General features: G+C 45.4%; 21 protein-coding genes. All 21 read left to right on the forward strand.

Features of this window, described 5'->3' with window-relative positions; genetic code table 11:
- Positions 1-12 precede the first annotated feature (12 nt).
- The 21 genes from KHA99_RS10960 (at position 13) to KHA99_RS11060 (ending at position 24795) form a co-directional block, all read left to right on the forward strand.
- Positions 13-255 carry a hypothetical protein gene (locus tag KHA99_RS10960; RefSeq protein ID WP_213117483.1) on the forward strand — a complete coding sequence of 81 codons (243 nt, stop codon included), beginning with the start codon at positions 13-15 and terminating at the stop codon, positions 253-255.
- A 25-nt stretch (positions 256-280) separates the two neighbouring features.
- Positions 281-586, forward strand: coding sequence for a WXG100 family type VII secretion target (locus KHA99_RS10965; protein WP_213117484.1), 306 nt, complete (start codon positions 281-283; stop codon positions 584-586).
- A gap of 13 nt (positions 587-599) precedes the next feature.
- Positions 600-905 carry a WXG100 family type VII secretion target gene (locus KHA99_RS10970; RefSeq protein ID WP_213117485.1) on the forward strand — a complete coding sequence of 102 codons (306 nt, stop codon included), beginning with the start codon at positions 600-602 and terminating at the stop codon, positions 903-905.
- 39 nt (positions 906-944) lie between these two features.
- Positions 945-2207: an FHA domain-containing protein gene (locus tag KHA99_RS10975; RefSeq protein ID WP_213117486.1), complete on the forward strand. Its 1263-nt coding sequence runs from the start codon at positions 945-947 to the stop codon at positions 2205-2207.
- Between the two features lie 91 nt (positions 2208-2298).
- Positions 2299-3069 (forward strand): PP2C family protein-serine/threonine phosphatase, encoded by a 771-nt coding sequence (locus KHA99_RS10980; protein WP_213117487.1) that lies wholly within the window; start codon positions 2299-2301, stop codon positions 3067-3069.
- Between the two features lie 15 nt (positions 3070-3084).
- On the forward strand, positions 3085-4773 hold the full coding sequence (locus KHA99_RS10985) for a serine/threonine protein kinase (RefSeq protein WP_213117488.1): 1689 nt from the start codon (positions 3085-3087) through the stop codon (positions 4771-4773).
- Positions 4774-4785: 12 nt separating this feature from the next.
- Positions 4786-5694 carry a hypothetical protein gene (locus KHA99_RS10990; RefSeq protein WP_213117489.1) on the forward strand — a complete coding sequence of 303 codons (909 nt, stop codon included), beginning with the start codon at positions 4786-4788 and terminating at the stop codon, positions 5692-5694.
- A gap of 522 nt (positions 5695-6216) precedes the next feature.
- Positions 6217-11940: an Ig-like domain repeat protein gene (locus KHA99_RS10995; protein WP_213117490.1), complete on the forward strand. Its 5724-nt coding sequence runs from the start codon at positions 6217-6219 to the stop codon at positions 11938-11940.
- A gap of 21 nt (positions 11941-11961) precedes the next feature.
- Entirely contained in the window at positions 11962-12279 is a 318-nt protein-coding gene (locus tag KHA99_RS11000; RefSeq protein WP_213117491.1) for a hypothetical protein, read from the forward strand.
- A gap of 513 nt (positions 12280-12792) precedes the next feature.
- A complete protein-coding gene (locus tag KHA99_RS11005; protein ID WP_213117492.1) occupies positions 12793-13278 on the forward strand; it encodes an SRPBCC family protein in 486 nt (161 codons plus the stop codon).
- A gap of 42 nt (positions 13279-13320) precedes the next feature.
- Positions 13321-13707: an FxsA family protein gene (locus KHA99_RS11010; protein ID WP_213117493.1), complete on the forward strand. Its 387-nt coding sequence runs from the start codon at positions 13321-13323 to the stop codon at positions 13705-13707.
- 115 nt (positions 13708-13822) lie between these two features.
- The gene (locus KHA99_RS11015; protein WP_213117494.1) at positions 13823-14590 is read left to right on the forward strand and encodes an SDR family oxidoreductase; all 768 of its coding nucleotides are present in this window, start codon (positions 13823-13825) and stop codon (positions 14588-14590) included.
- A 150-nt stretch (positions 14591-14740) separates the two neighbouring features.
- The gene (locus KHA99_RS11020) at positions 14741-15658 is read left to right on the forward strand and encodes a DMT family transporter (RefSeq protein WP_213117495.1); all 918 of its coding nucleotides are present in this window, start codon (positions 14741-14743) and stop codon (positions 15656-15658) included.
- A 146-nt stretch (positions 15659-15804) separates the two neighbouring features.
- Entirely contained in the window at positions 15805-16539 is a 735-nt protein-coding gene (locus KHA99_RS11025) for a GntR family transcriptional regulator (RefSeq protein ID WP_213117496.1), read from the forward strand.
- Positions 16540-16752: 213 nt separating this feature from the next.
- Complete coding sequence (locus KHA99_RS11030; RefSeq protein WP_213117497.1) at positions 16753-17802, forward strand: LacI family DNA-binding transcriptional regulator; 1050 nt, start codon at positions 16753-16755, stop codon at positions 17800-17802.
- Between the two features lie 88 nt (positions 17803-17890).
- Positions 17891-19165 carry a Gfo/Idh/MocA family protein gene (locus KHA99_RS11035; protein WP_213117498.1) on the forward strand — a complete coding sequence of 425 codons (1275 nt, stop codon included), beginning with the start codon at positions 17891-17893 and terminating at the stop codon, positions 19163-19165.
- Positions 19166-19421: 256 nt separating this feature from the next.
- On the forward strand, positions 19422-20672 hold the full coding sequence (locus KHA99_RS11040; protein ID WP_213117499.1) for an ABC transporter substrate-binding protein: 1251 nt from the start codon (positions 19422-19424) through the stop codon (positions 20670-20672).
- 70 nt (positions 20673-20742) lie between these two features.
- Complete coding sequence (locus KHA99_RS11045) at positions 20743-21681, forward strand: carbohydrate ABC transporter permease (RefSeq protein WP_213117984.1); 939 nt, start codon at positions 20743-20745, stop codon at positions 21679-21681.
- Positions 21682-21770: 89 nt separating this feature from the next.
- On the forward strand, positions 21771-22529 hold the full coding sequence (locus tag KHA99_RS11050) for a carbohydrate ABC transporter permease (protein WP_249366652.1): 759 nt from the start codon (positions 21771-21773) through the stop codon (positions 22527-22529).
- A 180-nt stretch (positions 22530-22709) separates the two neighbouring features.
- Positions 22710-23612 carry an ROK family protein gene (locus KHA99_RS11055; RefSeq protein WP_213117501.1) on the forward strand — a complete coding sequence of 301 codons (903 nt, stop codon included), beginning with the start codon at positions 22710-22712 and terminating at the stop codon, positions 23610-23612.
- 13 nt (positions 23613-23625) lie between these two features.
- The gene (locus KHA99_RS11060) at positions 23626-24795 is read left to right on the forward strand and encodes an SIS domain-containing protein (RefSeq protein ID WP_213117502.1); all 1170 of its coding nucleotides are present in this window, start codon (positions 23626-23628) and stop codon (positions 24793-24795) included.
- Positions 24796-24819 lie beyond the last annotated feature (24 nt).

Here is a 24819-nt window from a genome sequence, read left to right on the forward strand (position 1 = left end):
GGGGAAATGGTGATGGATGTACATGCACAGCAGGAGCTTTATTTGATTAAAAGAGAACTTCAGCAGATCATAAACGAATTAGAAAGTATCGCTTCTGGAATCGGCGGAGGCTTTGAAGGAATCGGTCAAGAAAAATGTGCCTCGAGAATCTATCAAGTTGCCGATCACTATCGATACGTTTCCGGGAAGCTGAACAATATTGATACCTCGAAGGTAACCGAGTCGTTTGCCAAAGCCCACGGCGGGGCGAGTTAATTTTTAAAAGGAAGGGGTTTTAATAATGTCTGATTTTATTAAAGTCGATACGGCCCGGGTGTCTTCGGCTGCCAAAAATATTGCCAACTATAATAGTGTAATCAGAGATGATTTCTCGTCAGTGGAATCTGCGATGAGGGTATTAAACAATGCATGGGACGGAGCTGCGGCATCCAGAGCAATGAGCGCTTTCCACGAAATCAGAAACGCTTTTCATGAACCGCGTTATGAAGTGTTGCAAAATTATGTGGCCTTTTTGCAGCAAACTGTCGACCCTGGCTACACTCAAACAGAAAAAACAAATACGTCACTTTCCAAACTGTTTTTATAAGGAGGAAAATCGTGTGAGCTACCATATAAAGGTGAACCACAGTCAGTTTGAAGCGGCCGCCGATGCCATTGATACCTACGTTTCCAGGCACAATAAAAACATGTCCTCAGCCGGGAGAGAGGTCACTCTGCTTGCTTCGTCCTGGCAGGGCAAGGACGCGACGAAATTTCAGCAGCAGTGGAACCGGGTGGATGACCATGATTCCACCTCGAAGAATATGACCAAGGCGCTCGAACAGTACGCCGATTTTTTGCGTTTTGCCGCAAAAGAGTATAAGGATGCGCAGGCGAAGGCCGTCAATAAAGCGAACCGGCTGTGAGTCTTTTATAAGTTTAGTATTTTGAAACAGGAGATAGTTATGGGAAAAACAACCGTTGAACAGCAGGCAAATAAATATTTGGTCGTAAATAAGCTGATCGACCCGGAGGCTATTAATGAACGGGAACTGAAGGGCGTTGCAGCGGGACTTTTCGGCAGTCTTCTGCCGGTGGCGGCCGAGAAGACGAAAAAGGGGCTCGTTCTAAGGTGTCATGTCGAGGGGATGATGACGCTGCAATCCTATTTCAGCGGGATTGTCAGCAAGAAAATGTTCTTGGGGACGATGGCCAGAATTGCGGCGGTTGCCAAGGAATGTGAGAAGAACCTGCTGAACGTCAGCAACCTGATGCTAAATTGGGAGACGATTTTTCTCGACCCGCGGACCAAAGAGGTCAAATGCATTTACTGGCCGATTGTCAATAACCAAAACGCGAGTGTAGTGCCTGACTTTTTTAACGATATTACCTTTCGGGCTGTGTTTAATAAACATGAAGACAATGGCTATGTGACCTCCTATTTGCAATATTTCCGCAGCCATAGCCCATTTTCAATTAATGGTTTTGAAAAATTATTGTTTGAATTGCTGGGGAAGACAGTCGACAACAAGGGGTATCTGCCGTCCGGTTCGACGGGCAGTGTTGGCGATGGCCCGCGGGAATCCGGGAGGATCGGGTATGGGGCCGGAGCCGGGAAGACCGGGAACGCGGCCAGCGAAAAAGGTCGCCCCTCAAGCATTGCCTATAATCCATTCGGCAATCAATATGATTTTTCAAAAAAATTAAAGGCATGTCCGAGCTGTGGGGCCGGTAGTATGGAAGATGCCAAATTTTGCTCGGCGTGCGGGACTGCCTTGGGGGGGCAGGCAGGCAGGCTTGAGGCTGCGGCGGAAACAAAAGAGCCTTTTGCGGCGGGGCCGTCTGAAACGGAACATTTCAGTGGAACGACGGTTTTGGGTGTTGAGGATGTTGGCGGGACAACTGTACTTGAGGCTGATGTGTATGAAGAACCCCGCTTCCCTTACTTGGTCAGGGAGAAGACGCAGGAGGAAATCAGCGTAGACAAACCCGCATTTCGGATTGGCAAGGAGCGGAGCTATTGCGATTATTTCGTTTCCAACAATAACGCCATCAGCCGCAGCCATGCCGATATTATCACCAGGGGCGGCCGCTACTATATCATCGACAACAACTCGACCAACAAAACGTACGTAGACGGCCGGGTGATTCCGGTTATGAAGGAAATTGAAATCTTTTCGGGTACCAAGCTCCGCCTGGCAAATGAGGACTTTACGTTTTATATATAGGCTGTTTCTCTCTACGGACAAAAACTGGTGTAAAAAGCAGGGGAAATGTCCGCAGGAATGGCACCGATTATTTAGGCAAGGAGGTTAGACAATGGAAGTGTTATGCACGGCAGTTACAGATACGGGGATTAAGAAACCGACGAATCAGGACAGCCTGCTTATAAAGGTTGCCGAAACATCGATTGGAAAGGTCGTTTTAGCTGTCATATGCGATGGGATGGGCGGGCTTTCCAAGGGGGAAGTGGCCAGCGCCAGTGTGGTTCGTGCTTTTTCAGAGTGGTTTGAGACTGACCTTCCTGCCCAGCTTGCCCGAAAGGATTGGGATGAGATCCAGTACCGCTGGGATCGGATCATTAAAGAGCAAAACCAACGGATTTCCGAATACGGGCGAAGTGTGAGAATACAGCTTGGCACGACGATTACCGCGCTGCTTCTCATCGATACCACGTTCATGCTGATTGGCCATGTCGGCGACTCACGCGTCTATCGAATTAGGGAGAGGCAGCTTGAAATCCTGACAGAGGACCAGACGGTGGTCGCCAGAGACCTCAAGCGGGGCACGATCACACCAGAGCAGGCGAAAACCGACCCGCGACGGAATGTCCTCCTGCAATGTATTGGGGCATCAAGGCTGGTTGAGCCGGAATTTATCCATGGCCGCGCAACTCCCGGCGAAGTCTATATGCTTTGTTCCGACGGGTTTCGCCACATGCTCAGCGACCAGGAGATTTTTGAAGCATTTGCCCCACAGGTATTGGTGGATGAAGCGACTATGAAACAAAACGCAATCCACTTAGTGGAACTTAATAAGCAAAGACAGGAAACAGACAATATCACTGTGCTGCTTGTAAAAATTCAGTAGGGATGGGGATTACACGTGGCAGCAATTGGCTCCGTTATCGACGGAAAATATGAAATACTGAAGTTGATTGGCCAAGGCGGGATGTCCAAGGTCTACCTGGCGATGGACAAACGCCTGAACAAGCAGTGGGCCGTCAAAGAGATTGAAAAAAGAGGAAGAGACAAGAACAACGAGGTCATCATCCAGAGTGCCATCGCCGAAGCGAACATGATCAAGCGGCTTGACCACCCGGCCCTGCCGCGGATTGTTGATATCATCGACAATGGAAAAGTTATTTTTGTCATCATGGACTACATCGAAGGCGAACCGCTCAGCAAGATTCTGGAAGAATACGGTGCCCAGCCGCAGGACCTTGTGATTGAATGGGCGAAACAGCTTTGTGAGGTGCTTGATTACTTACATACCTGCAGTCCGCCGATTATTTATCGGGATATGAAGCCAGCGAACGTGATGCTAAAGCCGGACGGCAATCTGAAGCTGATTGACTTTGGGATTGCCCGCGAATACAAAGAGCAGAATCTTGCCGATACCGTCAGCCTGGGAACGAAGGGCTACGCCGCCCCGGAACAGTTCGGCGGGAAGGGCCAGACCGACCCAAGGACCGATGTTTACTGTCTGGGCGTGACACTCTATCATCTCGTGACCGGGCACAATCCGACTGAGCCCCCTTATGAGCTCTATCCAATCCGGCAGTGGAACCCTTCGTTGTCGGGCGGTTTGGAACGGATTATTGAAAAATGCACCCAGTTGAATCCAGATGACCGCTATCAATCTTGTGCTGAGCTGATGTATGCGCTGAACCATTATGAAGAGGCGGACGACCTTTATCGTGCCAAGCAAAAAAAGAAGCTGCGCGGCTTTTATGCGGTGGCGGGGGCTGCTGTGTTGAGTCTGGGCATTGGCGTTCTTGGCCAGGTGATGAACATCCAAACAAATAATGCCGATTACAACAAAACGATTCAGATGGCGGAAAAAGCCTCGACCGATCAGGCGAAGATTGATTATTTTTTAAAAGCAATCGATATTAAGCCGGTTGAAACAAAGGCCTACCTAGGGTTGTTGAATGCCTTCAAAGGGGATGCCGCCTTTACGGTCCCGGAGGAAGAGCAGTTTAAGAAAAAAATCAACGCCCACCTCATCGAATTTCGCGACAATCCGGACTATCCGGACCTCGCTTTTGAAGTCGGGAAAATGTATTGGTATTACTACGATTATGGAAAAAGTGAAAATAGTGATAACCAGATTACGAGAATGAAAAGCTCCATCCAGTGGTTCGAGGATGCTGTCCAGTACGGCTCGGAAAAAAGCGATTATTACGAGATGGCGGTCATTTACCGCGATATCGGCCGGTTTAATCAGAATATCACCCTCCACATCGAGGAGGCATCCGACAAAGGTAAATACAAGCCCTATTGGGAAAACATCAAGGGGCTGATTAAAATGGTCGATAAAAGCCCTGAAGAGAGTGAAATTGTTAAACTAGAACTCTATAAATTGACGATGTATTCGATTGAAACCTATGCCCGGAAGTTTAAATTGGATGGCGTAAAGGAAAGCGACCTTCGTGCGGTTACTGATGCTGTCAAGCGGAGTACGGAGGATGTCGAGGTTACCGCCGAGAAGACGGAAACGATTAAAAAGGATGTTATCGGGCGTTTTGCCCTAACTGAAAAAGCCGTTGATAACGCCTTTCGGAAGGAATAGGGGGTGACGAGCATGGGAGCAGCAGCATGGCAGATCATTTCCATCGCCGGATATTCCCTCGCCGCCGTATTGTTAATAGTGGCCGTGTTTTTATTTTTCAAAATGAACATTCTGGCCATCATCGGCGATTTGTCGGGACGGACAGCCGCCCGCCAGATTGAGGAAATTCGCGAACGAAACAAGATGACGGGCAGCAAGCGCCACCAGCCGGATGCCTTTAACCTTGATCGCGGGTCTTTGACGGAGCCGGTCGGGGTTCGAAGGCTGTGGACGGGGCGGACTGGGAATACCGGGAAAACTGGAAGCACTGGTAGGACTGGGAATACAGCTGGAGGTACGGCAAGGCCGGGGGATACTGTTGGAAGAACAGGGAATATGGGGAATGCGGCATATTCTGTTGTGAACACAGGGAACGTGGTTGACACTATTAGCCCTGGATTTACAAGTAGTACTGGGAACGATAGAGGGAATACGGTAAGCACTGGGGATGAGTTTAATACTATAAACACAGGTTTTACAGGAAAAGTAGACCGATTTTTCGGGAATGGCCCCTCTGATGCAACAGAAGTGTTGGCAAATGATGCGACAGAGGTGCTTTTCCAGGCAGATAAACATCTATCTGAAGGGACAGCGGTCCTTTCAAATGAAACTGAGGTCCTTCTAGACAGCAGTACGGAGGTGCTGTATGAAGGTGTGGAGACATTTGAGCCTGGCACTGAGGTGCTGGATCCAGGAACTGAGGTTTTGAATTTGGGGACCGAAGTCTTGGATGGCGGCACTGAGGTTTTAATAGAATCAAATGAAACAACCGTGCTAAATCCTGTTGTCGAATTGGATGATAAAGAAGATACCCCAATTTCAGAGATAGAATTTAAGATAATTAGAGATATCAAGATTACCCATACGGATGAAGTGATTTAGGGTAGGCGATTAGGGCGATTGGAGCCCGAAACTTCTAAAAAATGAACGAAATGGTAACCAATAAGGGCCATTGGAGCCCGAAACTTCTAAAAACTGAACGAAATGGTAACCAATAAGGGCCATTGGAGCCCGAAACTTCTAAAAACTGAACGGAATGGTAACCAATAAGGGCTATTGGAGCCCGAAATCGTCAAAAACTGAACGAAATGGTAATCAATAAGGGCTATTGGAGCCCGAAACCGTCAAAAACTGAACGGAATGGTAACCAATAAGGGCTATTGGAGCCCAAAACTTCCAAAAAATGAACGGAATGGTAACCAATAAGGGCTATTGGAGCCCGAAACTTCTAAAAACTGAACGAAATGGTAACCAATAAGGGCCATTGGAGCCCGAACCCGTCAAAAAATGAACGATTTGGTAACCAATAAGGGCTATTGGTGCCTGAACCAGGCCAAAAAACATCGGAATGGTAACTAATAGGTATTTTAATTAAATAGTATTTTTTCAAGGGGAGGAGAAAAAGTGTTTACAAAGAGGAAATCAAGGGCGACCCGCATTCTGGCGGTTATCCTTGCCATTTTGCTGGTTGCCTATAACATACCAGCCAGCGCCATCATGCCGGTGTTTGCAGAAACAACAACAGACACCGCAGACACTGGAACTGATCAAACTGCAGCAACTGGCGGGGCAACAACGGAGTCTGGGGAGCAAACACAAACAACAAGCCAGGACCCGACCATACCTGTTGAATCAATTGAACAGGGAGGAACAACCGAGACTGGAACACCAACGGACCCTCCTGAAACAGCAACCTATCAAGTCTCAGTTAAGGCAACTGCCGGCGGCACGATAAAAATCAATGATGCAAATTACACAGACCCCGTTCAGGTGCAGACAGGGACAAATGTTGCCATTGAAATAACACCAGAGCCCAATTACGAAATTCAGTCCGTAAAAATTGCTGGGGTTCTGCAGAGTGTAACTGACAAGGGAAATTACACAAGCACTATTCCTTCGATTTCTGCCGACACAACGATTGAAGTCGTATTTGTTTTAAAAACATACACAATCGCTTTTAACTACAAATCAAATGAAGGTACTGTAAAAGACGAAAATAATCAAACTATTAACTCTCAAGGCGGAACGGTCAACATCCAGCACGGCAATGAATCCTTTTTCACGGTGACACCGTTAACCGGTTTTCATGTCGAAAGCATCTACTTGGATGGCACCAATCTCGACCTGGCAACCGCTGTGACGCTAATAGAGCCAGATAGCTATAAGTATACTTTCACAAATGTAACAGCCAACCACAATGTACAGGTTCAGTTTGCCATCAATACCTACGCTGTAACGGCCAGTGTCAACGGAGGAAACGGTGATGTGAAGCTTGATATACCCACCGTCGGTTATAACGGGGAAGCGACTGCAACCATGACACCGAATGCGGACTACCGGGTGGCCTCGATCACCATAAACGGAACACCTGTGAATCTCGCGGCTGATGAGAATTTTAAAGAAAACGAGGACGGAACTTATTCTTACACTGTAAAAAATATTATCGAGCCAAAATTAATCGAAGTGACATACGAGAAAGTCCCGACTCTAGACGGGACTTGGTCGCAGTACGTTTCGATTACACTAACTTCCGGCTCATTAATCGACTCATATAAAGAAGGCGGCAAAGAAATCCGCGTCTATTCAAAGGATGCTGTGGTGAAGGTTGCACCAATTGGAAGCTACAACCTTATCAATCTGCAAACCTCCGCGAGCTCCAGCAAAAAGTGGCAAACGGAGTACACCTTCAATAAATCCACTTCGATTAAAGACATGAAGGTGAAGATTGCAGGCACGAAAAAGAGCGAGCAAACGGTTAACTTGCCTGGCGATATATTGCTAGTATTTGACAAACAAGGTCCAGCCATAAAAGAGCCAGCTTTGGATGGAAAAAACAAAACTACCATTAATAGCGTGCAATGGTTCAGCGATACCGTGACCGTTTCCGGTGAAATTGAAAATGGAACTGAAAACTTCGACGGCGTCGCCTACTCTACTCTTATAAAAACAGTTTTATACAGCAAAGTGGGTGACCCAGTCGATGCAGCTGTTGAAGCAACATTCGATGCCAAAACCAACCGCTACTCTTTCGGTCCAGTCGAAAAAGGCCAATACAAGATTTGGGCAGTTGACCAGGCAGGTAATCAATCGGCCGAAAAATTAATCAACATTAACATCGACCAGACGAACCCGACACTCGCTGACGGTAAAGCTGTGAAAGTCAAACAAATCAACGACGACACATGGTCCCAGGTTTTAAACATCCTTACGTTTGGAATGTTTTTTAACAAAGGAATTCAGGTGACCGTTGATGCCAAGGATGGGGAATCCGGGGTTAAGGCGATTACTTTGTATGCGAAATCAGTGAATTCAACTAATAAAAAGAAGGTTCCATTGGTTTCAGAAACCTTCAGTAAAGATATCCGGACAGCCGAGGCAGTGTTCCTCCTCGATGATGAAAGTTTCGAAGGGACGTTTTCCGTCGAGGTGACCGACAATGTCAACAACAAACAAAACTATGATGTCAACGATACGAATGTCGACCCGGAAGGCAACGGACACTTCATGATTGATAGGAATGCGCCGACCGCGGAATTAACGGTTGCTTCAGAAAAAAATCCGTATGTGGTTGATAATATTGAGTTTTACAGCGGTGATGCAAAATTAAACATCAAAGCCGAGGACCTGGAATCCGGCGTTAATACGGTGACTATTAATTTAAATGACAAGAAATATAAAGAATATGATTTCTCGCAAGAAAAGCAAGTTAGTCCGGCGATTGAAGCGATTGATACAAGTACGCTTAATCAAGAAAATCGCTTATACGATTTTTCCGTTACGGTAAAAGATAATGCCGGCAATAAAACTGATGCAGCGCCGAAGAAAATTTTTATTGATGAACACGCACCGGTGCTTGCTGACGGCGAGGCTGTCACTTTTGCTGTCATCAACGACAGCACGATTGCCAAGGTGTTAAACTACCTCAGCTTCGGAACATTTTTTAATAAAAAATTAGAAGTGACAGTAAAGGTCAAGGATGACGCTTCCGGAATCAAGGATCTGAAGTTGAAGGCTGTTCCAGAGAACGCGGGCGAAGAGGCTCCAACCTTAACCCGGGAAAGCTTTGAAAAACTAGGCCTAACCGCTGAAGCCAGCTACACTCTGGATGTGGACCGTTTCAAAGGAACGTTCCAAGTCGAAGTCACGGACAATGTGAATAACGAGAACCAGACGCCATATTTGATAAACTCAAGCAATTCGAACATTAAAGCCAAAGACAGCGGTGTTGTCATGATTGAAAAAACGGCCCCCGCTGCCGCTATCAACGTTACAGCCAAAGAAGGCGTTTCATCCTATGTGGCTGATGATACAAAAGAGTTTTACAACGGCGAAGTCACGTACGACGTCGATGTGCAGGATGCCGATTCCGGTGTCAATACGGTTAAGATCAACGTGAACGACCAGCCTATTGATGAGTATTTTTACCATGAAGAGCCGATGGTCCAGCACCGCCCGGATTTGGCGGCGACGGATACCGGTGATTCCCGGATTACCAGAAACGAAGACGGTTCCTACCATATTGCCGTTGAAACAGTTGATAACGCAGGAAATGCCGCTCAGGTTGAAAAAACGATTTTCATCGACGAAACAAGTCCGATGATTACCGATTTTCATTTTTCAACGGATGACCGTCAGGAGGATGCAACCGAAAGCCTGACGGATGCGGTCGAGCTTACGGAATATGGCTTCTTTTTCAAAAAGCCGATTCGGGTGACGGTGAAAGCGGAGGATCCAGTGATTGGCTTTGAAGCGACAAGCGAAGTCAAATCAATGGTACTTTATCTGCAAGATTACGAGAACGGCAAATTCTATGCGGTGCTTGCGGATGGTTCACTACAGGGAATCGCGCCAACAGAGGTCAACAGCATTGCGGCTGTTCCAACAACAGGCGAATTTAGTTTCAACGTTCCGGCAGCGTTTAAGGGACAGATTTTTGCTAAAGCGACGGACCATGTCAATAATACAAGTGCTTTTGCCACACCGGATGGCACGGTCATTGAGGATGAGGCGAAGCACGCCAAAGAATCACATATTGCATTGGAAAAAGTCGATACGAGCTACCGCGACAATCAGGGTCTCGAGCTTTACGCGAATAACGTGAATGTCAAGCTGACAGTGACGGATACGTATTCAGGCTTGAGCCAGGTGGAATGGTCGGTTGTAGCGCCTTATGATACGGCGAACAACCAAGGCGGACGCCTGCAACTTAATAATAACGGTTCGTTTGCAGATGGCAGCAATCCAGACGGCTGGCAGGTAGCGAAGACAGATAAAAACCTTGTTACCGAGATGACAAAAACAATAACGGTCAGCAACAATAGCAACGCCATTGTGGTCAAGGCCAAGGTGACGGACCGGGCTGGTAACACATCGGAAAAAGAGCTGACGTTCAGCATCGACAAGACGGCGCCGCAGATCAAAGTGACTTATGACAACAATTCGGCGGATCAGGATTACCCTGATTTTTACAAAGCAGACCGGACGGCAACCGTTGTGGTGACGGAGCGGAACTTCAATCCAAAAGATGTCGAACATTTGATTACCAATACAGATGGGGCTGTGCCTTCGTTGGTGGGCTGGAGTACTGCTGCCAATTCATCGGACCCGGATAAGACAACACACACAGCAACCGTCAAGTTCAGCGCGGATGGCGATTATACCTTTGATATCAAGTATAAGGATAATGCCGGAAATGCTGCACCAGCCGTAGCGCAGCAAAAGTTTACGATTGATAAAACCATTCCTGTTGTGAAGGTTTCTTATAGTAACAATTCAGCGGCCAATGGCAACTATTATCGGGCCAGCCGGACGACCACGATTTCGATTAATGAGCATAACTTTGATGCCGGCCGTGTTAAGGTAACAGGCACCGCCAGTGACAATAGTGCGGCAGCGGCCTTCCCGAAGGTAAGTGGCTGGAGCTCAAAAGGCGATATCCACACGGCAACCATCCAATATGCAGTGGATGGCAAGTACAGCTTTGATATTGATTTTACCGACAAGGCTGGGAATATTGCTGCCGATTATAAGGCGGAGGAGTTCATCGTTGACCAAACGGCGCCTGAACTGACAATTACCGGCGTTAAGGACCAGTCGGCCAATAACGGCGACGTAATTCCGGTGATCACTTATTCCGATACGAATTTTAATCAAAAGGCTGTAAGCATTAAGCTAACCGGAGCGAATCACGGCCCGGCGGCGCTCGATGGCAGCTATGCCGATGCACCGAACGGCCAAGTGTTTACGTTTAAAAATTTCGAGAAGAAAAAGGAAATCGATGACCTTTATACGTTAACGGCGACGCTTGTGGACTTTGCCGGAAATGAAACCTCTAAAACGATTCGTTTCTCTGTGAACCGCTTTGGTTCGGTTTATGTGTTCGATGATGCGTTGAAGGCGATTGAGGGAAAATATGTGCAGAAGGAAACGGACGTCATCGTGACCGAAACGAACGTCGACAGCCTGAAAGCTGATACGATTCAAGTCAAAATGACGAAGAACGGTACGCCTTCTGATTTGGCGGAGGGTAAGGATTATACCGTCACTGAAACCGGCGGCGCCGGGCAGTGGAGCCAGTACAAGTATGTGGTGAAAAAATCGCTATTTACCGGCGATGGCAAATATACCGTTGCGCTTTATTCCGAAGATGCAGCAGGTAACATCAATGAGAATATCGATGAGAAGAAGCAGGCTGAAATCTCCTTTGGTATCGACAAGACCGCTCCGGTGATTGTGCCGATCGACATTGAGAGTGGGGAGCAGTATCCTGTTGATGTTAAAAAGGTAACGGTTTCGGTGAAGGACAACCTTGTTCTCAAGGGTGCCGAGATCTATTTAAACGGTAAAAAAGTGGAGCATGAGGCGGAAGGTGAAAACTATACGTTTGACATCCAAAGCTTAAACTCCAAGCAAAATGTGAAGATTATTGCGGTGGATGCAGCCGGGAACGAGCTAAGTAAAAAGGTCAATGGCATTCTTGTTTCCACCAACCCGATTGTCCGCTGGTATAACAATAAGACCTTGTTTATGGGATCCATTGGCGGTGTCGGCAGCCTGGCAGCTGTAATTACGGCGCTAGTCCTTGTTCGGAAGAGGAAAACTTATGGAACCGAGACTATTGAAAAGTAATGAGAGGAGGAAGACGTAATCATGCTTAAAGATACATCACTTCTCGTTTTGATCATCGCGGCCGCCGGATTGGTTGTGAATATTATTACGTTGATAGTAGTCATTGGGGTTTTAAAGAGGTTTAAAAAGGAGGCGGCGAAGCTGGATGTGGGGCAAGCCGCCGCAGTAGAGGCCACGGTGCAAAAAGAGATGCCAGCTGGCGGGCAGTCAAAGCCTGCCGCTGCTGCCGGTGCAGGAGTCGTCTTTTGCCGAAACTGCGGGAGCCCATTCGACTCCAGCAACGCTGCCTGTCCACAGTGCAACACACCGCGTGGCTACAGAAAAGAAGAAGGGACCTGATTCTCTATTTGAGGTCATATGTTTAGAGGCTTGCCGTTTTGGCAAGTCTTATTTTTTGTTTCCTTTTGAAAAATCGCCCTTTATTTTGCCTGTGAGGTTCAAAACCTTAGGTGGTCGGTAAAAATAGGGGCCCTATTTTACCCATGTGGTTGCAAAAATGAGGGGACGGTAAAAATAGAAGCCATATTTTACCCGTGGGGTTCCAAAATTAGAGGAGACGGTAAAAATAGAGGCCATATTTTACCCGTGAGGTCCTCGAAAATGAGAGGTCGGTAAAAATAGAAGCCTTATTTTACCCGTGAGGTTTCCGAAAATGAGAGAATGGTAAAAATAGACGTCCTATATTACCCGTGAGGCAACAAAAAATAAGAGAACGGTAAAAATAGAGTCCTAATTTTACTGGTGAAGTCCCCAAAGATGAGAAAACTGTAAAAATAGAGTTCATATTTTTAAATAAACCTTGTTTCTCCTATAATGGAGATAACAATATTTTTTTACGGGAGGCAGAAACCGATGCTAGCAGTCATAGGAAAATCAGAAAATGGCTACATCGCACGATTCGAGCGGCAATTTAATCACTCCGTTGAGGAGGTATGGTCCTGGTTAACGGACAACGAAAAATTAGCAAAGTGGTTTAACGAGCTTCGAGTTGGTGAGCTTCGTGAAGGCGGGTTTATGAAGTTCGATATGGGCGACGGAAACTTTGAGAAGATGGCCATCACGGACCTCAAAGATCAATCCGTATTGGAATTTACTTGGGGAAGCGACATGGCGGTGCGATTCGAACTTTCCACTGAAGCCCCCGGCTGCAAGCTGTTTTTAATAGAAAAGATTGAAAAAATCACGCCCCATACCCCGAAGGACCTTGCAGGCTGGCATGTATGCCTTGATGTGATTAAGGCCCTAATGGAAGGCGAAACGATCGAACGGATGGAAGAATGGAAAAAGTGGTATGAGAAATATAAACAAGCTGTTGAGAAAGTGTCTCCAAATGCATAAAAGGATCGGACTGGAAACAGACACATTTGGAAGGAGAACTATATGCGGTATTTACTGTTATTAATCATCGCCGTTCCGGCAGCGGAAATTGGCTTTTTGCTTCTTTCGGGAAAAACAATCGGGGTCTGGCCTACCATCCTGCTCATTATTTTGACCGGTGTGTTAGGCGCTTACTTGGCCAAAAGAGAGGGACTGCAAACCATCAGGAAGGCACAGGAGCAGTTTCGAATGGGACAAATCCCGGGCGATGCGGTTTTGGACGGCATTTGTATCATAATCGGCGGAATCCTGCTGTTAACACCGGGGTTCTTGAGTGACATATTCGGCTTCCTGCTCCTATTCCCTCCAACTCGAAAGCCGGTTAAACTTCTTATGATTAACGCACTAAGAAAACGAATAGAAAAAGGCAATATACGAATCATAAAATAGGCAAGGGGCCCGAAACCCTGCTTCTGCAAAAGTTTAATGCGGCAAAGCAGTGGGGTGGGGCCCCTGTTTTATTCTATAAAGGTATTTTATAAAAAAATAAAAGGGGGTAAGCAGGATGAATTTATCAGGTAACACGATTTTAATAACCGGCGGTGCCTCTGGTATTGGCCTGGCATTTGCGGAGCGGTTTTTGGAAGGAGGGAACGAGGTCATCATAGTCGGCCGGCGCCAGGAAAAGCTTGAGGAAGCAAAGGCAAAGTATCCTAAACTACATATACATGCTTGTGATGTATCTAAATTAGAGGACCGGGTCAAGCTTTCAGAATGGGTTTCCAAGGAATTCCCTTCATTAAATATCTTGGTGAACAATGCTGGCATTCAGCAGCGAGTGAATCTCCTCAAACCGGATAAGAATTGGGACTATTACCAAAATGAAATCGCCATTAACATCGAAGGACCAATTCATCTTTCAATGCTTTTAATCCCGCAGTTAAAGAACCAGAAGGATGCGGCCATCATTAATGTTTCCTCTGGACTGGCGCTGATGCCTGGTGTGTGGGTGCCGATTTATAGTGCGACAAAAGCAGCTCTTCATTCCTTTACAGTTTCCTTAAGGCAACAATTAGCGGAAACGAGCATAGAGGTGGTTGAAATTTTCCCACCAGCAGTGAATACAGATTTAGGCGGGGCGGGACTGCACACCTTCGGGGCACCTCTGGGCGATTTTGCTGACACCATTTTCCAAGGTTTCGAAAATAACCGGCAAGAAATAGGCTACGGCGAAACCGAGAACCGGCTTAAAGCCACAAGAGAAGAAAATTTAAAAGGAAGCCAAAAGGCATGGGAAGGATTTTTGAAAAATAACCTGGATTGGCGAGGCTGAAGGCCACAAAAAATGGCCACATTGGTCACAAGCTACTAAATACGAATATAGTCCTAAATTAAAATCCCCCTCTTCCATATTTTTAAATTGAAACAATGTTATCACCGTGATAATCTTGAGATTATGTAGAAAAAAAGAGGTGAGGGGATTTTGAATATAAAAGCTTTAACCATTGCGTTGTTTACCGTTATGATTTGGGGAGCATCTTTCCCTGCCATTCGTGTGATTTTACATGGAGGCTATTCACCAGGGCATCTTATCCTCACTCGATACCTTATCGCTTCGGCACTATTTGCGATTTACGCGCTATGGCCCGGTGTTAAATTCCGTCTGCCACAAAAAGGGGATATACTGAAAATTGCGATATTGGGGTTTGTAGGGATCAGTATTTATCATATCGGCGTTGCTTTCGGTGAGAAAACCGTAAATGCAGGAGTCGCGGCGATGCTGATTTCGTCAACGCCTATTTTTACTGCCCTAATTGCTCTATTCGTATTACGGGAACGGCTAGGGTTGTTTGGCTGGATTGGCTTAGGTTTGGGCTTTTTGGGAATCGGTATCATTGCACTTGAAACAGCAGGCTCGTCTTTCCATATCTCCAGTGGGGTGTTCCTTCTATTAATCGCTTCCTTGGGGACATCAGTGATGTTTGCCTTTCAAAAGCCTCTCTTGAGACGCTATTCATCGATAGAATTAACAGCCTACTTTACCTGGGTTGGAACGATTCCTTTTTTTATTTACTTTCCGGGATATTTTCAAGAACTGCAGCACGCATCCCTGGATGCCCATTTATCGGCTATTTATTTAGGGATTTTTCCAACTGCGATTGGCTATGTCACATGGACTATCGCCCTCTCCTTAGGAAAATCCGGGTCGGTTATGAGCATGATATATTTTGAACCGGTATTCGCCATCCTCATTGCCTGGATTTGGATCAATGAACAGCCAAGCTTCATTTCTATCATCGGAGGCGCAGTTGCCATTGCCGGTGTTATCGTCGTCAACACACTCGGATCCAAAAAAAACACACCAGCAATCGAACCAGTAGGCGTCCAGCCCCCACTGTGATGCATGGGGACGGTTCTCATGCATCACTATTTTGAGGCACAAGAACCGTCCCTATGTATCATTTTGTGTAAAACTTGATGGATTGATGGTACAATTGGTGGTATAATGACTCTGAACCTGTCATATCGTGAGGAAGGTAGATTACGATGAAACCATTGCAAAGTGATAGTGTGATACCACTTTATCATCAGCTAAAGGAAAGATTAAAACAGTCGATTGATAGTGGTGACTGGAAGCCGGGGGATCAAATTCCATCCGAGCATCAATTAATGAATGATTATAACGTTAGTAGAAATACCGCAAAAAAGGCCATTGAGGAACTCGTTCAGGACGGGCTGCTTTATCGAATTCAGGGAAAAGGCACGTTTGTGGCGAAGCCGAAGTTGATGCAACAGTCCTTAATGGGATTATATAGCTTCAGCAAGGGATTTAAGGAAAAAGGGATGGTTCCAAATGACGTCATCATTGACATACGAGAAGTCAAGCCGACCCCGGAGATTATGGAAGAACTGCAAGTAACCGGCGATGAACAGGTCATTGAAATGAAGCGCCTTCGCTGTGTCGATGATGACCCATATATTCTAGAATCCTCCTTTATTCCTAAAAGAGTTGTACCAAATATCGAGCCATTGAAAAGGGTGGGGGAGACCTCCCTGTATGATCTGCTTGAGGAAGAATTTAACGTCGTTGTCAGCAGGGCAAGAGAGGCGTTTGAACCTGTATTAATCCGTTCAGATGAAAGCCAATACCTAAAGACAGAAGCGGGAAAACCAGCTCTATTGTTAGAACGAACCGCTTTTGACACGAGCGGGAGGCCGGTGGAGTTTTGCCGTTCAATCGTTCGCGGCGATCGCTGCCGGTTTTATACAGAGCTTACGTAGGTTCATCTTATTCAAAAAAAGTCTCACTTCATAAGGTGAGGCTTTTAAAAAAAATGTATGATTCTCGTGAACTTATATGGCAGGATAATATTTACAAGAAAGATTTTAATATAATGGTTATTGACTTAAAATTATGAATGGTGCTATATTCGTATTAATTCAAAAAATTTAAGCAATTGCCGTTGTAAGCTTTGACCTCGAGGTGTTTTACTAGTGGTAAGATTAAAAGATATTGCGGAACATGTAGGCGTTTCCATCTCTACGGTTTCGCGGGTCATTCAAAACGACCAAACACGAAATGTGAATCAAGAAACGAAGAATAAAATTTGGCAGGCGGTTAAGGAGTTAGGTTATACACCGAACCAGCATGCCCGTAATCTTGTTCACAATAAACAACAAAAAAGCAATACACGAACGATGAAAATCGGCTGGGTAGCAAACCCAAAGCAAGCGGAAATCAACCCGTACTTTTCCGATATCTATACCGGGATTCGTGATACATTAACGAATCAAGATTACACCCTAATAAGTATTACCAAGGATGAGCTGGAAAATGAATCGCTGCTCCATAAGACAATCCATGACTTGGGGATTGAAGGGTTGCTGCTGATTGACAGGATTGATGACAGCCTGATTGACTACATACAAAAAACAATTCCTGTGGTAGGACTGGACTTTTTCTATACGAATAAGAATATCGCCATTGTCGATTATGACCGTAAGGAAGCCATTAAAACGGTCGTTAAGCATTTGATCTGCCAAGGACATCGAGAAATAGGGTTTATTGGCGGCGGGGCAAATGAAACCTATAAGGATTTGCATGATGAATCCCGGTTTAAAGGTTTTCAAGCTGCCATGGACGAAGCGGGACTTGCCATGAGGCTGGAATGGGTCCTCAACACGAAGTGGAAAATGGAAAACAGCTACGATGAAATGAATCAGCTGATTCAAAACAATCCCGGTCATTTACCGACAGCGATGGTATGCGCCAGTGACATGATGGCCATAGCTGCGATGAGAGCTGCAATTGAAAATGAGTTAAGAATTCCGGAAGACATCGCCTTCTTTGGTGTCGATAATATCGAAATGGGGAAATATTCTTCACCGCCGCTTTCAACTGTTGATATCCCTAAATATGAAATGGGAAAAATGGCAGCGAAGACGATCATGGAGATCGTAGAAGAAAAAGTAACGCTTCCCATTAAGCTGATTTTGCCATTTGAATTGGTCATTCGTGAGTCATCTGCTATAAAACGGACCTAACCGGTTCCTTTTTTTAAAAGCTCTTGGAAAACGTTTGGATAACTTGCGGAAAATTTTCCGCAGAAACCGAAATGAGAGGAGAAGGATTATGAAAACAATGACAGCACTCCTGATTGGAGCGGGTGACAGAGGGGCAAGGGCTTATGCGCCGTATGCTGCGGCTTATCCGAATGAATTGAAGATTGTCGGTGTCGCGGAGCCGTGGCCTGAAAGAAGAACAAAAGTACAAGAAGCCCATCAGATTCCGGCAGAGAACAGTTATGAATCGTGGGAAGAGGCGCTGCAGCAAGAGGAGCCGATTGCGGAAATTGCCATTATCTGTACACTCGACAGAGACCACTTCAAGGTAACCATGAGAGCGTTAGAGCTTGGCTATCATGTTCTGTTGGAAAAACCAATGTCACCGGATCCATTGGAATGTATTTTGATGGAACAGCAGGCGAAAAAATATAACCGGCAGCTGACCATCTGCCACGTCCTGAGATATACCGATTTTTGGTCCAAGATTAAAGAGGTGATCGCAAGAGGGGATATTGGTGAGGTGGTCTCTTTGCAGCTGAATGAAAATGTGGAAGTCATGCATATGTCCCACAGCTTTGTCAGAGGGAATTGGAATAATAAAGAAAAATCGAGTCCAATGATCCTTCAGAAATCATGCCATGACATGGATATTATCTCGTTTGTGATGGGTAAAGAGTGTAAACGCGTGAGCTCATATGGCTCGTTGCTCCATTTTAAAGAGGAAAATGCCCCTGCTGGTGCGCCAATCCGATGTTTGGATGGCTGCCCTGCCGAGCTTGAGTGCCCATTCCATGCGGGAAGATATTATCTTGGCGAAGGCAAGGGCTGGGCCAAGAAATTCACCGAGGACCATACAAACGAAGGGATTATCAAAGCATTAAATGAAACCCCTTACGGAAAATGCGTGTACCGCTCCGATAATAATGTTGTTGACCATCAGGTTGTCAATATGGAATTTGCGGATGGTGCCACGGCCACCTTCAGCATGTGCGGCTTTACAAGAGAGCAGACACGAATTGTCCAGATCATGGGTACCAAAGGAGAAATCCGTGGAAATATGGAGGAAAATAAGATTTCTATCTTTGATTTCTTGACCAAGCAAGAAACGGTCATCCATTTTGATCGGCCAATAGGCGGGCATGGCGGCGGTGATCAAGGAATCATGAGAACATTCCTACGGGAGATCCAGATTGGCAAAAACGAAGGCGGGGTTTCTTCTGCTTCTGCTTCTGTTAGAAGCCACCTGATGGCATTTGCCGCTGAAGAATCCCGCATGCATGAAGGCCAATCTATTAATATCGATGACTATTATCAAAGTTTACAAGAAACCATTAAAGCTTAAAGTTGAAAAAATGGGATTGTCACACCGCGTTTTTGTGGTGATGCAATAATAAATTAAGAGCAAGAAGAAGGAATGGAATAATTAACTCCATTAGGAAAACGTTTGGGCACGGAGGTGGTAAGCGTTATCTGAATATGTTAAGAGAAACCTCAATGGATCAACATGAAGATTTTTTATCATCTAGAAAAACCCTTATGTGTAAAAACAGTAATGAATTGAAAAACTACTAAACTATTTCTGAAAGAAGGGCAAAAGGATGAGAAAATGGCTAATCATGCTTCTAACTGTGGTTCTAGGATTATTGGGGCTTGCAGGCTGCAGTGATAGTGACAAAGCTTCTAGTGATGCGAAAGATGGGAAAGTCGAAATAACCTACGGCATTTGGGATAAAAAACAACTTCCAGCCATCGAGGATATTATCAAATTATTTAATGAAAAACATCCAAACATCAAGGTGAAAACGGAGATTACTCCTTACGGACAGTACTTCCAAAAGCTTGAAACAGCAGCAACGGGCGGTGCATTGCCTGATGTTTTGTGGATGAATGGGGCTCACGTTACTCAATATGCAGAGGGAAAAGTAATCCTTCCATTAAGCGATATGGCAAAAAAAGATAACTATAGCTTGGATAATTATCCAAAATCATTAATCGACCTTTATACAGTTGACGGAAAAGTTTACGGAATTCCAAAAGACTACGATACAATCGGTTTTTGGTACAATAAAAAGATTTTTGACGATGCCGGTGTAGCGTATCCGGATGAAACCTGGGACTGGACTAAATTAAAGGAAACGGCAAAACAGCTGACAAACAAAGATAAAGGGGTTTGGGGCTTTGCTTCAACCATCGCTAACCAAGAAGGCTATTATAATTTCATTTGGCAAAATGGCGGCTATGTTATTTCTAAGGATGGCAAAAAAGCTGGATTTGATGATCCAAAAACAGTCGAAGCCCTTAAATTCTATACAAGTTTCATAAAAGAAGGTTTATCACCAACACAAGCACAAATGACAGAAACGGCAGCTTCTGAGCTTTTCTCTTCCGGAAAAGTAGCGATGATGCTTGATGGCCCTTGGATGGTACCGGAATATAAGAAGAACCCTGATTTAAATGTAACCGTTCTCCCAAAAGGCGAAACCCGCGCAACAGCGATTCATGGATTGTCCAATGTGATTGCGGCCAATACAAAGCATAAAGATGCGGCATGGAAGTTTGTCCAATTCCTGGGTTCTAAGGAAGCTGCAGAGATCTATGCGAAAACAGGAACCGTCATTCCAGCGTTTAACGGCGCGCAGGATACTTGGGTGAAATCTGTTCCAAGCCTTAATCTGCAAGCCTTTATTGATGCCAGCGAATACTCTGTGCCGCTGCCAAATGCAAAAAGCACAGGGGAGATTTGGCAATACGAGGTCGATATCCTGAAAAAGGCATGGAGCCAAGAAGAAAGCATTGAAGATGCCGCAAAAGAGTTGACCAAGAAAGCGAACGAGGCGTTATCCAAGTAGTAAAAAAAGAAGAGGAGAATCTATTTCTTCTCTTCCATTTCCTTAAAGGGAGGGAATAGTAGTGAAAGAAATTCCTCTTCAGACCGAAGTCAAACCAGCAAAAAGATTAAAGGCTGCGAGCCTTGCAAAGACTAGAAAGCGTTCCGATTATTTTTGGGCCTATCTGATGATTGCCCCAACGATGCTGGGGTTGGCTATTTTTTACCTGTGGCCGATCATCCAGAATTTTTATTTTAGTTTTACCGAATGGGGCTCTTTTGGCCAGTATGAGTGGACAGGGCTCGACAATTACAAGCGGATGCTTGAGGATGCCACGCTCTTGCAATCCTTTAAAAACACGGGCATTTATATAATCTTTACTGTACCGATTGGAATCTTCCTATCTATTATTATAGCCGTTCTGTTAAACCAAAATATTAAGGGGAAATCGGTTTATCGGACGTTGTATTTTTTACCTGTGATTACCATGCCGGCCGCCATCGCTATGGTTTGGAAATGGCTGTATAACGCGGATTACGGGCTGCTCAACTATCTGTTATCATTAATCGGAATCAAAGGGCCGCAATGGGTCACCGACCCGCATATTGCCTTATATTCGGTCATTGCCGTCGCGATTTGGAGCGGGATTGGTTATAACATGGTCATCTTCCTTTCCGGATTGCAGGGAATTCCGAAAATGTACTATGAAGCAGCCGAAATCGATGGTGCCGGCCCGGTCACGGTGTTCTTTAAAATTACACTGCCACTTCTCTCACCGGTTATTTTCTTTGTGACCATCATGTCTCTCATCGGGGCGTTCCAGGTGTTTGACTTGATTTTCATGATGATTGGAAAAGGCAGTACGGCATTAGAAAGTACGCAGTCGATTGTATATTTGTTCTACCAGCATGCCTTTGTATTAAATGATAAAGGGTATGCGGCCGCTATCGCTGTTCTATTATTGATTGTCATCCTAATTATTACCGCGATTCAAATGGTGTTACAGAAAAAGTGGGTTCATTATGATTAAAGGAAGTGGTACCATTGCAAAGAACAAAACAGCTTGTTACAAGTAAAACATTCCTAATCCATTTCATCCTGATTGTGGGAGCGGTGGCAATGGTATTGCCCTTCTTATGGATGATTCTCACCTCGCTAAAAACGTACCAAGAGTCCATTCATGTGCCTCCCGTTTTCATTCCTGAGGAGTTCCAATGGGGGAACTACAAAGAGGTGTTTGGGCTCCTGCCTTTTTTTAAATTTATGTATAATACGGTCATCATCACACTGCTTCGGACTGTCGGCCAGCTGTTTTTGTGTTCGCTTGCAGCCTATGCGTTTGCCCGGATTGAATTTCCCGGCAGAAATGTCCTGTTTTTGTTAGCGCTGACCGTGTTAATGGTACCTGGTCAAGTGTTTTTGCTGCCGCAATATATGATTATGGTAAAGTTGGGCTGGCTCAATACCCTGTCGGCTGTTGTTGTGCCGGGATTGTTTAGCGCTTTCGGAACCTTCCTATTGCGCCAATTCTTTATGGGGCTGCCAAAGGAATTGGAGGAGGCTGCAAGGCTTGATGGCTGCAACCATTTCCAAATCTATTGGAAAATCATGCTGCCACTCGCGAAACCGGGGTTAATTGCACTGGGGATTTTCACGACGCTTTGGAGCTGGAACGAATTGATGTGGCCAATGATTGTCAACAGCTCGCCGGAATCTATGACTCTATCAGTGGGCTTATCCTCCCTGCAAGGCCAATATTTGACCAATTACCCGATTCTCATGGCTGGCTCTTTCTTGGCGATTCTGCCAATGCTCATCCTATTTATCTTCCTGCAAAGGCAGTTCATTGAAGGAATTGCCGTTACCGGTGGAAAATAAGAATTTGTTCGTAGTTTTTTTGAAACTGTTGGGTTGACCCTACAAGCAAGCGTGTTATAATAAAATTATGAAAATAATGAACTCATAGCATTCTAGTCTATGAGTTTTTCTTTAAATAAACTTGTACCAACAACCCATCCATACATATATAAATATATTTTTACAGTCGAGGTGCTCATTATGAAAAAAGCCATTGGCCTTGATATCGGCGGGACCAAGATTGCCGCGGGAATCATCTCGGAAACGGGTAAATTGCTAAAACGAGCCGAAGTGAAAAGTGATCCTTCAGATAGAGAGCACATGTTTACTAGAGTCGTTGAAGTGGTAGAACAGGTTCTGAACGATTCTTCTTTTTCGATTACTGACATAGAAGGTATTGGTGTCGGCGTACCGGGCAAGGTAGACAGGGAAAACGGTATTGCTGTTTTTCAAAATAATCTGCCATGGGCCCAGTTTCCTGTCTCTGACCGCCTTAGGGACCAATTTGGACTCGAGCGAATTGAAATTGACAATGATGTCTATACGGCCGCCTTTGCCGAGTGGAAGGCTGCCGGCGGCAACAAAAATGAAACGTTTGTTTATGTAACGATTAGCACGGGCATCTCCTGTGCGATCCTTCATCAAGGTTCCTTTTTCCGGGGGGCGGGTTTTGCCGGAGAGTTTGGATTAATTCCGATTCTATCAAAGGCACGCGGTCCGAAATGGGGGCGATTGGAAAAAGCGGCTGCTGGGCCGGCAATTGCAAAACTAGCTGAAACAGTGCTGGAGGAGACCCTATCAACTAAAGATGTTTTTGAGCGCTATCAAGCTGGAGTGCCTGAGTATCAGCCAATCATCGATGAAGTAACGGATTATTGGGCCCAGGGTCTCTATTCGATTTCCTGTCTATTAGATCCGCATCAAATCGTGTTTGGCGGCAGCGTGATCGCCAATAATCCTTTTTTACTTGAAATCATAAAAGAAAAACTAAAATCCTATCAAATTTCTGAACAACAGCATGTGTTAAACCGGATGTCCGTCAGTACCATCAAGCAGGATAACGGCATCGTCGGTGCGGGCCTCAGGGTATTTGAAGAAAATTAGGGGAGTGTCGAGAATGTTTACGTTAAGTTTGGAAAAATTAAAGCCGTTAGGTGCGGAAATTACCACAGCGGAAATTAAACAGCAGCCTGAATTATGGGCAGAAACGTTTACACTTTATAATGAGAAAATTGAAAAAATCCAAACGTTTTTGCAGAACATAACAGAAAAGCATGCGCGTGTTCGGGTTATTTTTACAGGGGCTGGAACTTCCGCCTATGTTGGCGACACCGTTACTCCATATTTAAAAGGAAAAGTCGATGAAAAACAGTGGGATGTGCAGAGTGTTCCAACGACAGCGATTGTCTCCAACCCTTATCAATTTTTGAAAGCCGATATCCCGACTTTGCTGGTTTCTTTTGCTAGAAGCGGCAACAGTCCGGAAAGTGTGGCGACCGTTGAGCTTGCACAGCAAATCGTCACGAATCTCTATCAAATCACGATTACCTGCTCAAAGGATGGGCAACTGGCCCAGCGGGCAGCAGGGGATGACGAGAATCTTCTATTATTAATGCCGGAAAAATCCAATGACCAGGGCTTTGCGATGACGGGAAGCTACACCTGTATGGCCTTAACGGCTCTGCTAATTTTTGATTCCTTATCAGATGAAGAAAAAGGACAGATTGTCAAAACCATCCGCGTCATGGGTGAAAGTGTTATCTGCAGAGAAGCGGAAATTGAAAAAATGGTTGGAGTCGATTTTGAGCGGATTATTTATCTTGGATCAGGCGGCTTTGAAGGCTTGGCGAGGGAAGCACAGTTGAAAATTCTTGAACTGACTGCTGGAAAAATTGCTACCGCTTTTGATTCATCGCTTGGATTCCGTCACGGTCCGAAGTCATTTGTGAATGATCAAGCTGTCATATTCACGTTTGTGTCCAACCAGCCTTATACCCGCCGGTACGATTTGGATATGTTAAATGAATTGAAGCAGGACCAGGTTGCGAGCCTCATTTGTGCGATCAGCGTCGACGGGGACAGCAATTATTCGGGTGACAGCTTCTTATTTGACCGTGAAGCGGGCATTGTACCGGATGCTTACCTGTCACTGCCATTTGTGATGGTTGGGCAGACTATCGCTCTGCTATCTTCCATAAAAGTAGGGAATACACCGGATACGCCATCACCGAGCGGAACCGTTAATCGGGTGGTTAAGGGAGTAACTATTCACGAGTACAAAAATTAAGAAGGATGTCATCCGCATCCATTA

The organism is Neobacillus rhizophilus, assembly GCF_018343535.1.
Classification (GTDB): Bacteria; Bacillota; Bacilli; order Bacillales; family Cytobacillaceae; genus Neobacillus; species Neobacillus rhizophilus.

What these genes read in the sequence shown, in the direction of transcription:
- KHA99_RS10960 (WP_213117483.1), top strand. Translation starts at nt 13, where the DNA reads ATGGATGTACATGCACAGCAGGAGCTTTATTTGATTAAAAGAGAACTT.
- KHA99_RS10965 (WP_213117484.1), top strand. Translation starts at nt 281, where the DNA reads ATGTCTGATTTTATTAAAGTCGATACGGCCCGGGTGTCTTCGGCTGCC.
- KHA99_RS10975 (WP_213117486.1), top strand. Translation starts at nt 945, where the DNA reads ATGGGAAAAACAACCGTTGAACAGCAGGCAAATAAATATTTGGTCGTA.
- KHA99_RS10980 (WP_213117487.1), top strand. Translation starts at nt 2,299, where the DNA reads ATGGAAGTGTTATGCACGGCAGTTACAGATACGGGGATTAAGAAACCG.
- KHA99_RS10990 (WP_213117489.1), top strand. Translation starts at nt 4,786, where the DNA reads ATGGGAGCAGCAGCATGGCAGATCATTTCCATCGCCGGATATTCCCTC.
- KHA99_RS11000 (WP_213117491.1), top strand. Translation starts at nt 11,962, where the DNA reads ATGCTTAAAGATACATCACTTCTCGTTTTGATCATCGCGGCCGCCGGA.
- KHA99_RS11005 (WP_213117492.1), top strand. Translation starts at nt 12,793, where the DNA reads ATGCTAGCAGTCATAGGAAAATCAGAAAATGGCTACATCGCACGATTC.
- KHA99_RS11010 (WP_213117493.1), top strand. Translation starts at nt 13,321, where the DNA reads ATGCGGTATTTACTGTTATTAATCATCGCCGTTCCGGCAGCGGAAATT.
- KHA99_RS11015 (WP_213117494.1), top strand. Translation starts at nt 13,823, where the DNA reads ATGAATTTATCAGGTAACACGATTTTAATAACCGGCGGTGCCTCTGGT.
- KHA99_RS11025 (WP_213117496.1), top strand. Translation starts at nt 15,805, where the DNA reads ATGAAACCATTGCAAAGTGATAGTGTGATACCACTTTATCATCAGCTA.
- KHA99_RS11035 (WP_213117498.1), top strand. Translation starts at nt 17,891, where the DNA reads ATGAAAACAATGACAGCACTCCTGATTGGAGCGGGTGACAGAGGGGCA.
- KHA99_RS11040 (WP_213117499.1), top strand. Translation starts at nt 19,422, where the DNA reads ATGAGAAAATGGCTAATCATGCTTCTAACTGTGGTTCTAGGATTATTG.
- KHA99_RS11050 (WP_249366652.1), top strand. Translation starts at nt 21,771, where the DNA reads ATGGTATTGCCCTTCTTATGGATGATTCTCACCTCGCTAAAAACGTAC.
- KHA99_RS11055 (WP_213117501.1), top strand. Translation starts at nt 22,710, where the DNA reads ATGAAAAAAGCCATTGGCCTTGATATCGGCGGGACCAAGATTGCCGCG.
- KHA99_RS11060 (WP_213117502.1), top strand. Translation starts at nt 23,626, where the DNA reads ATGTTTACGTTAAGTTTGGAAAAATTAAAGCCGTTAGGTGCGGAAATT.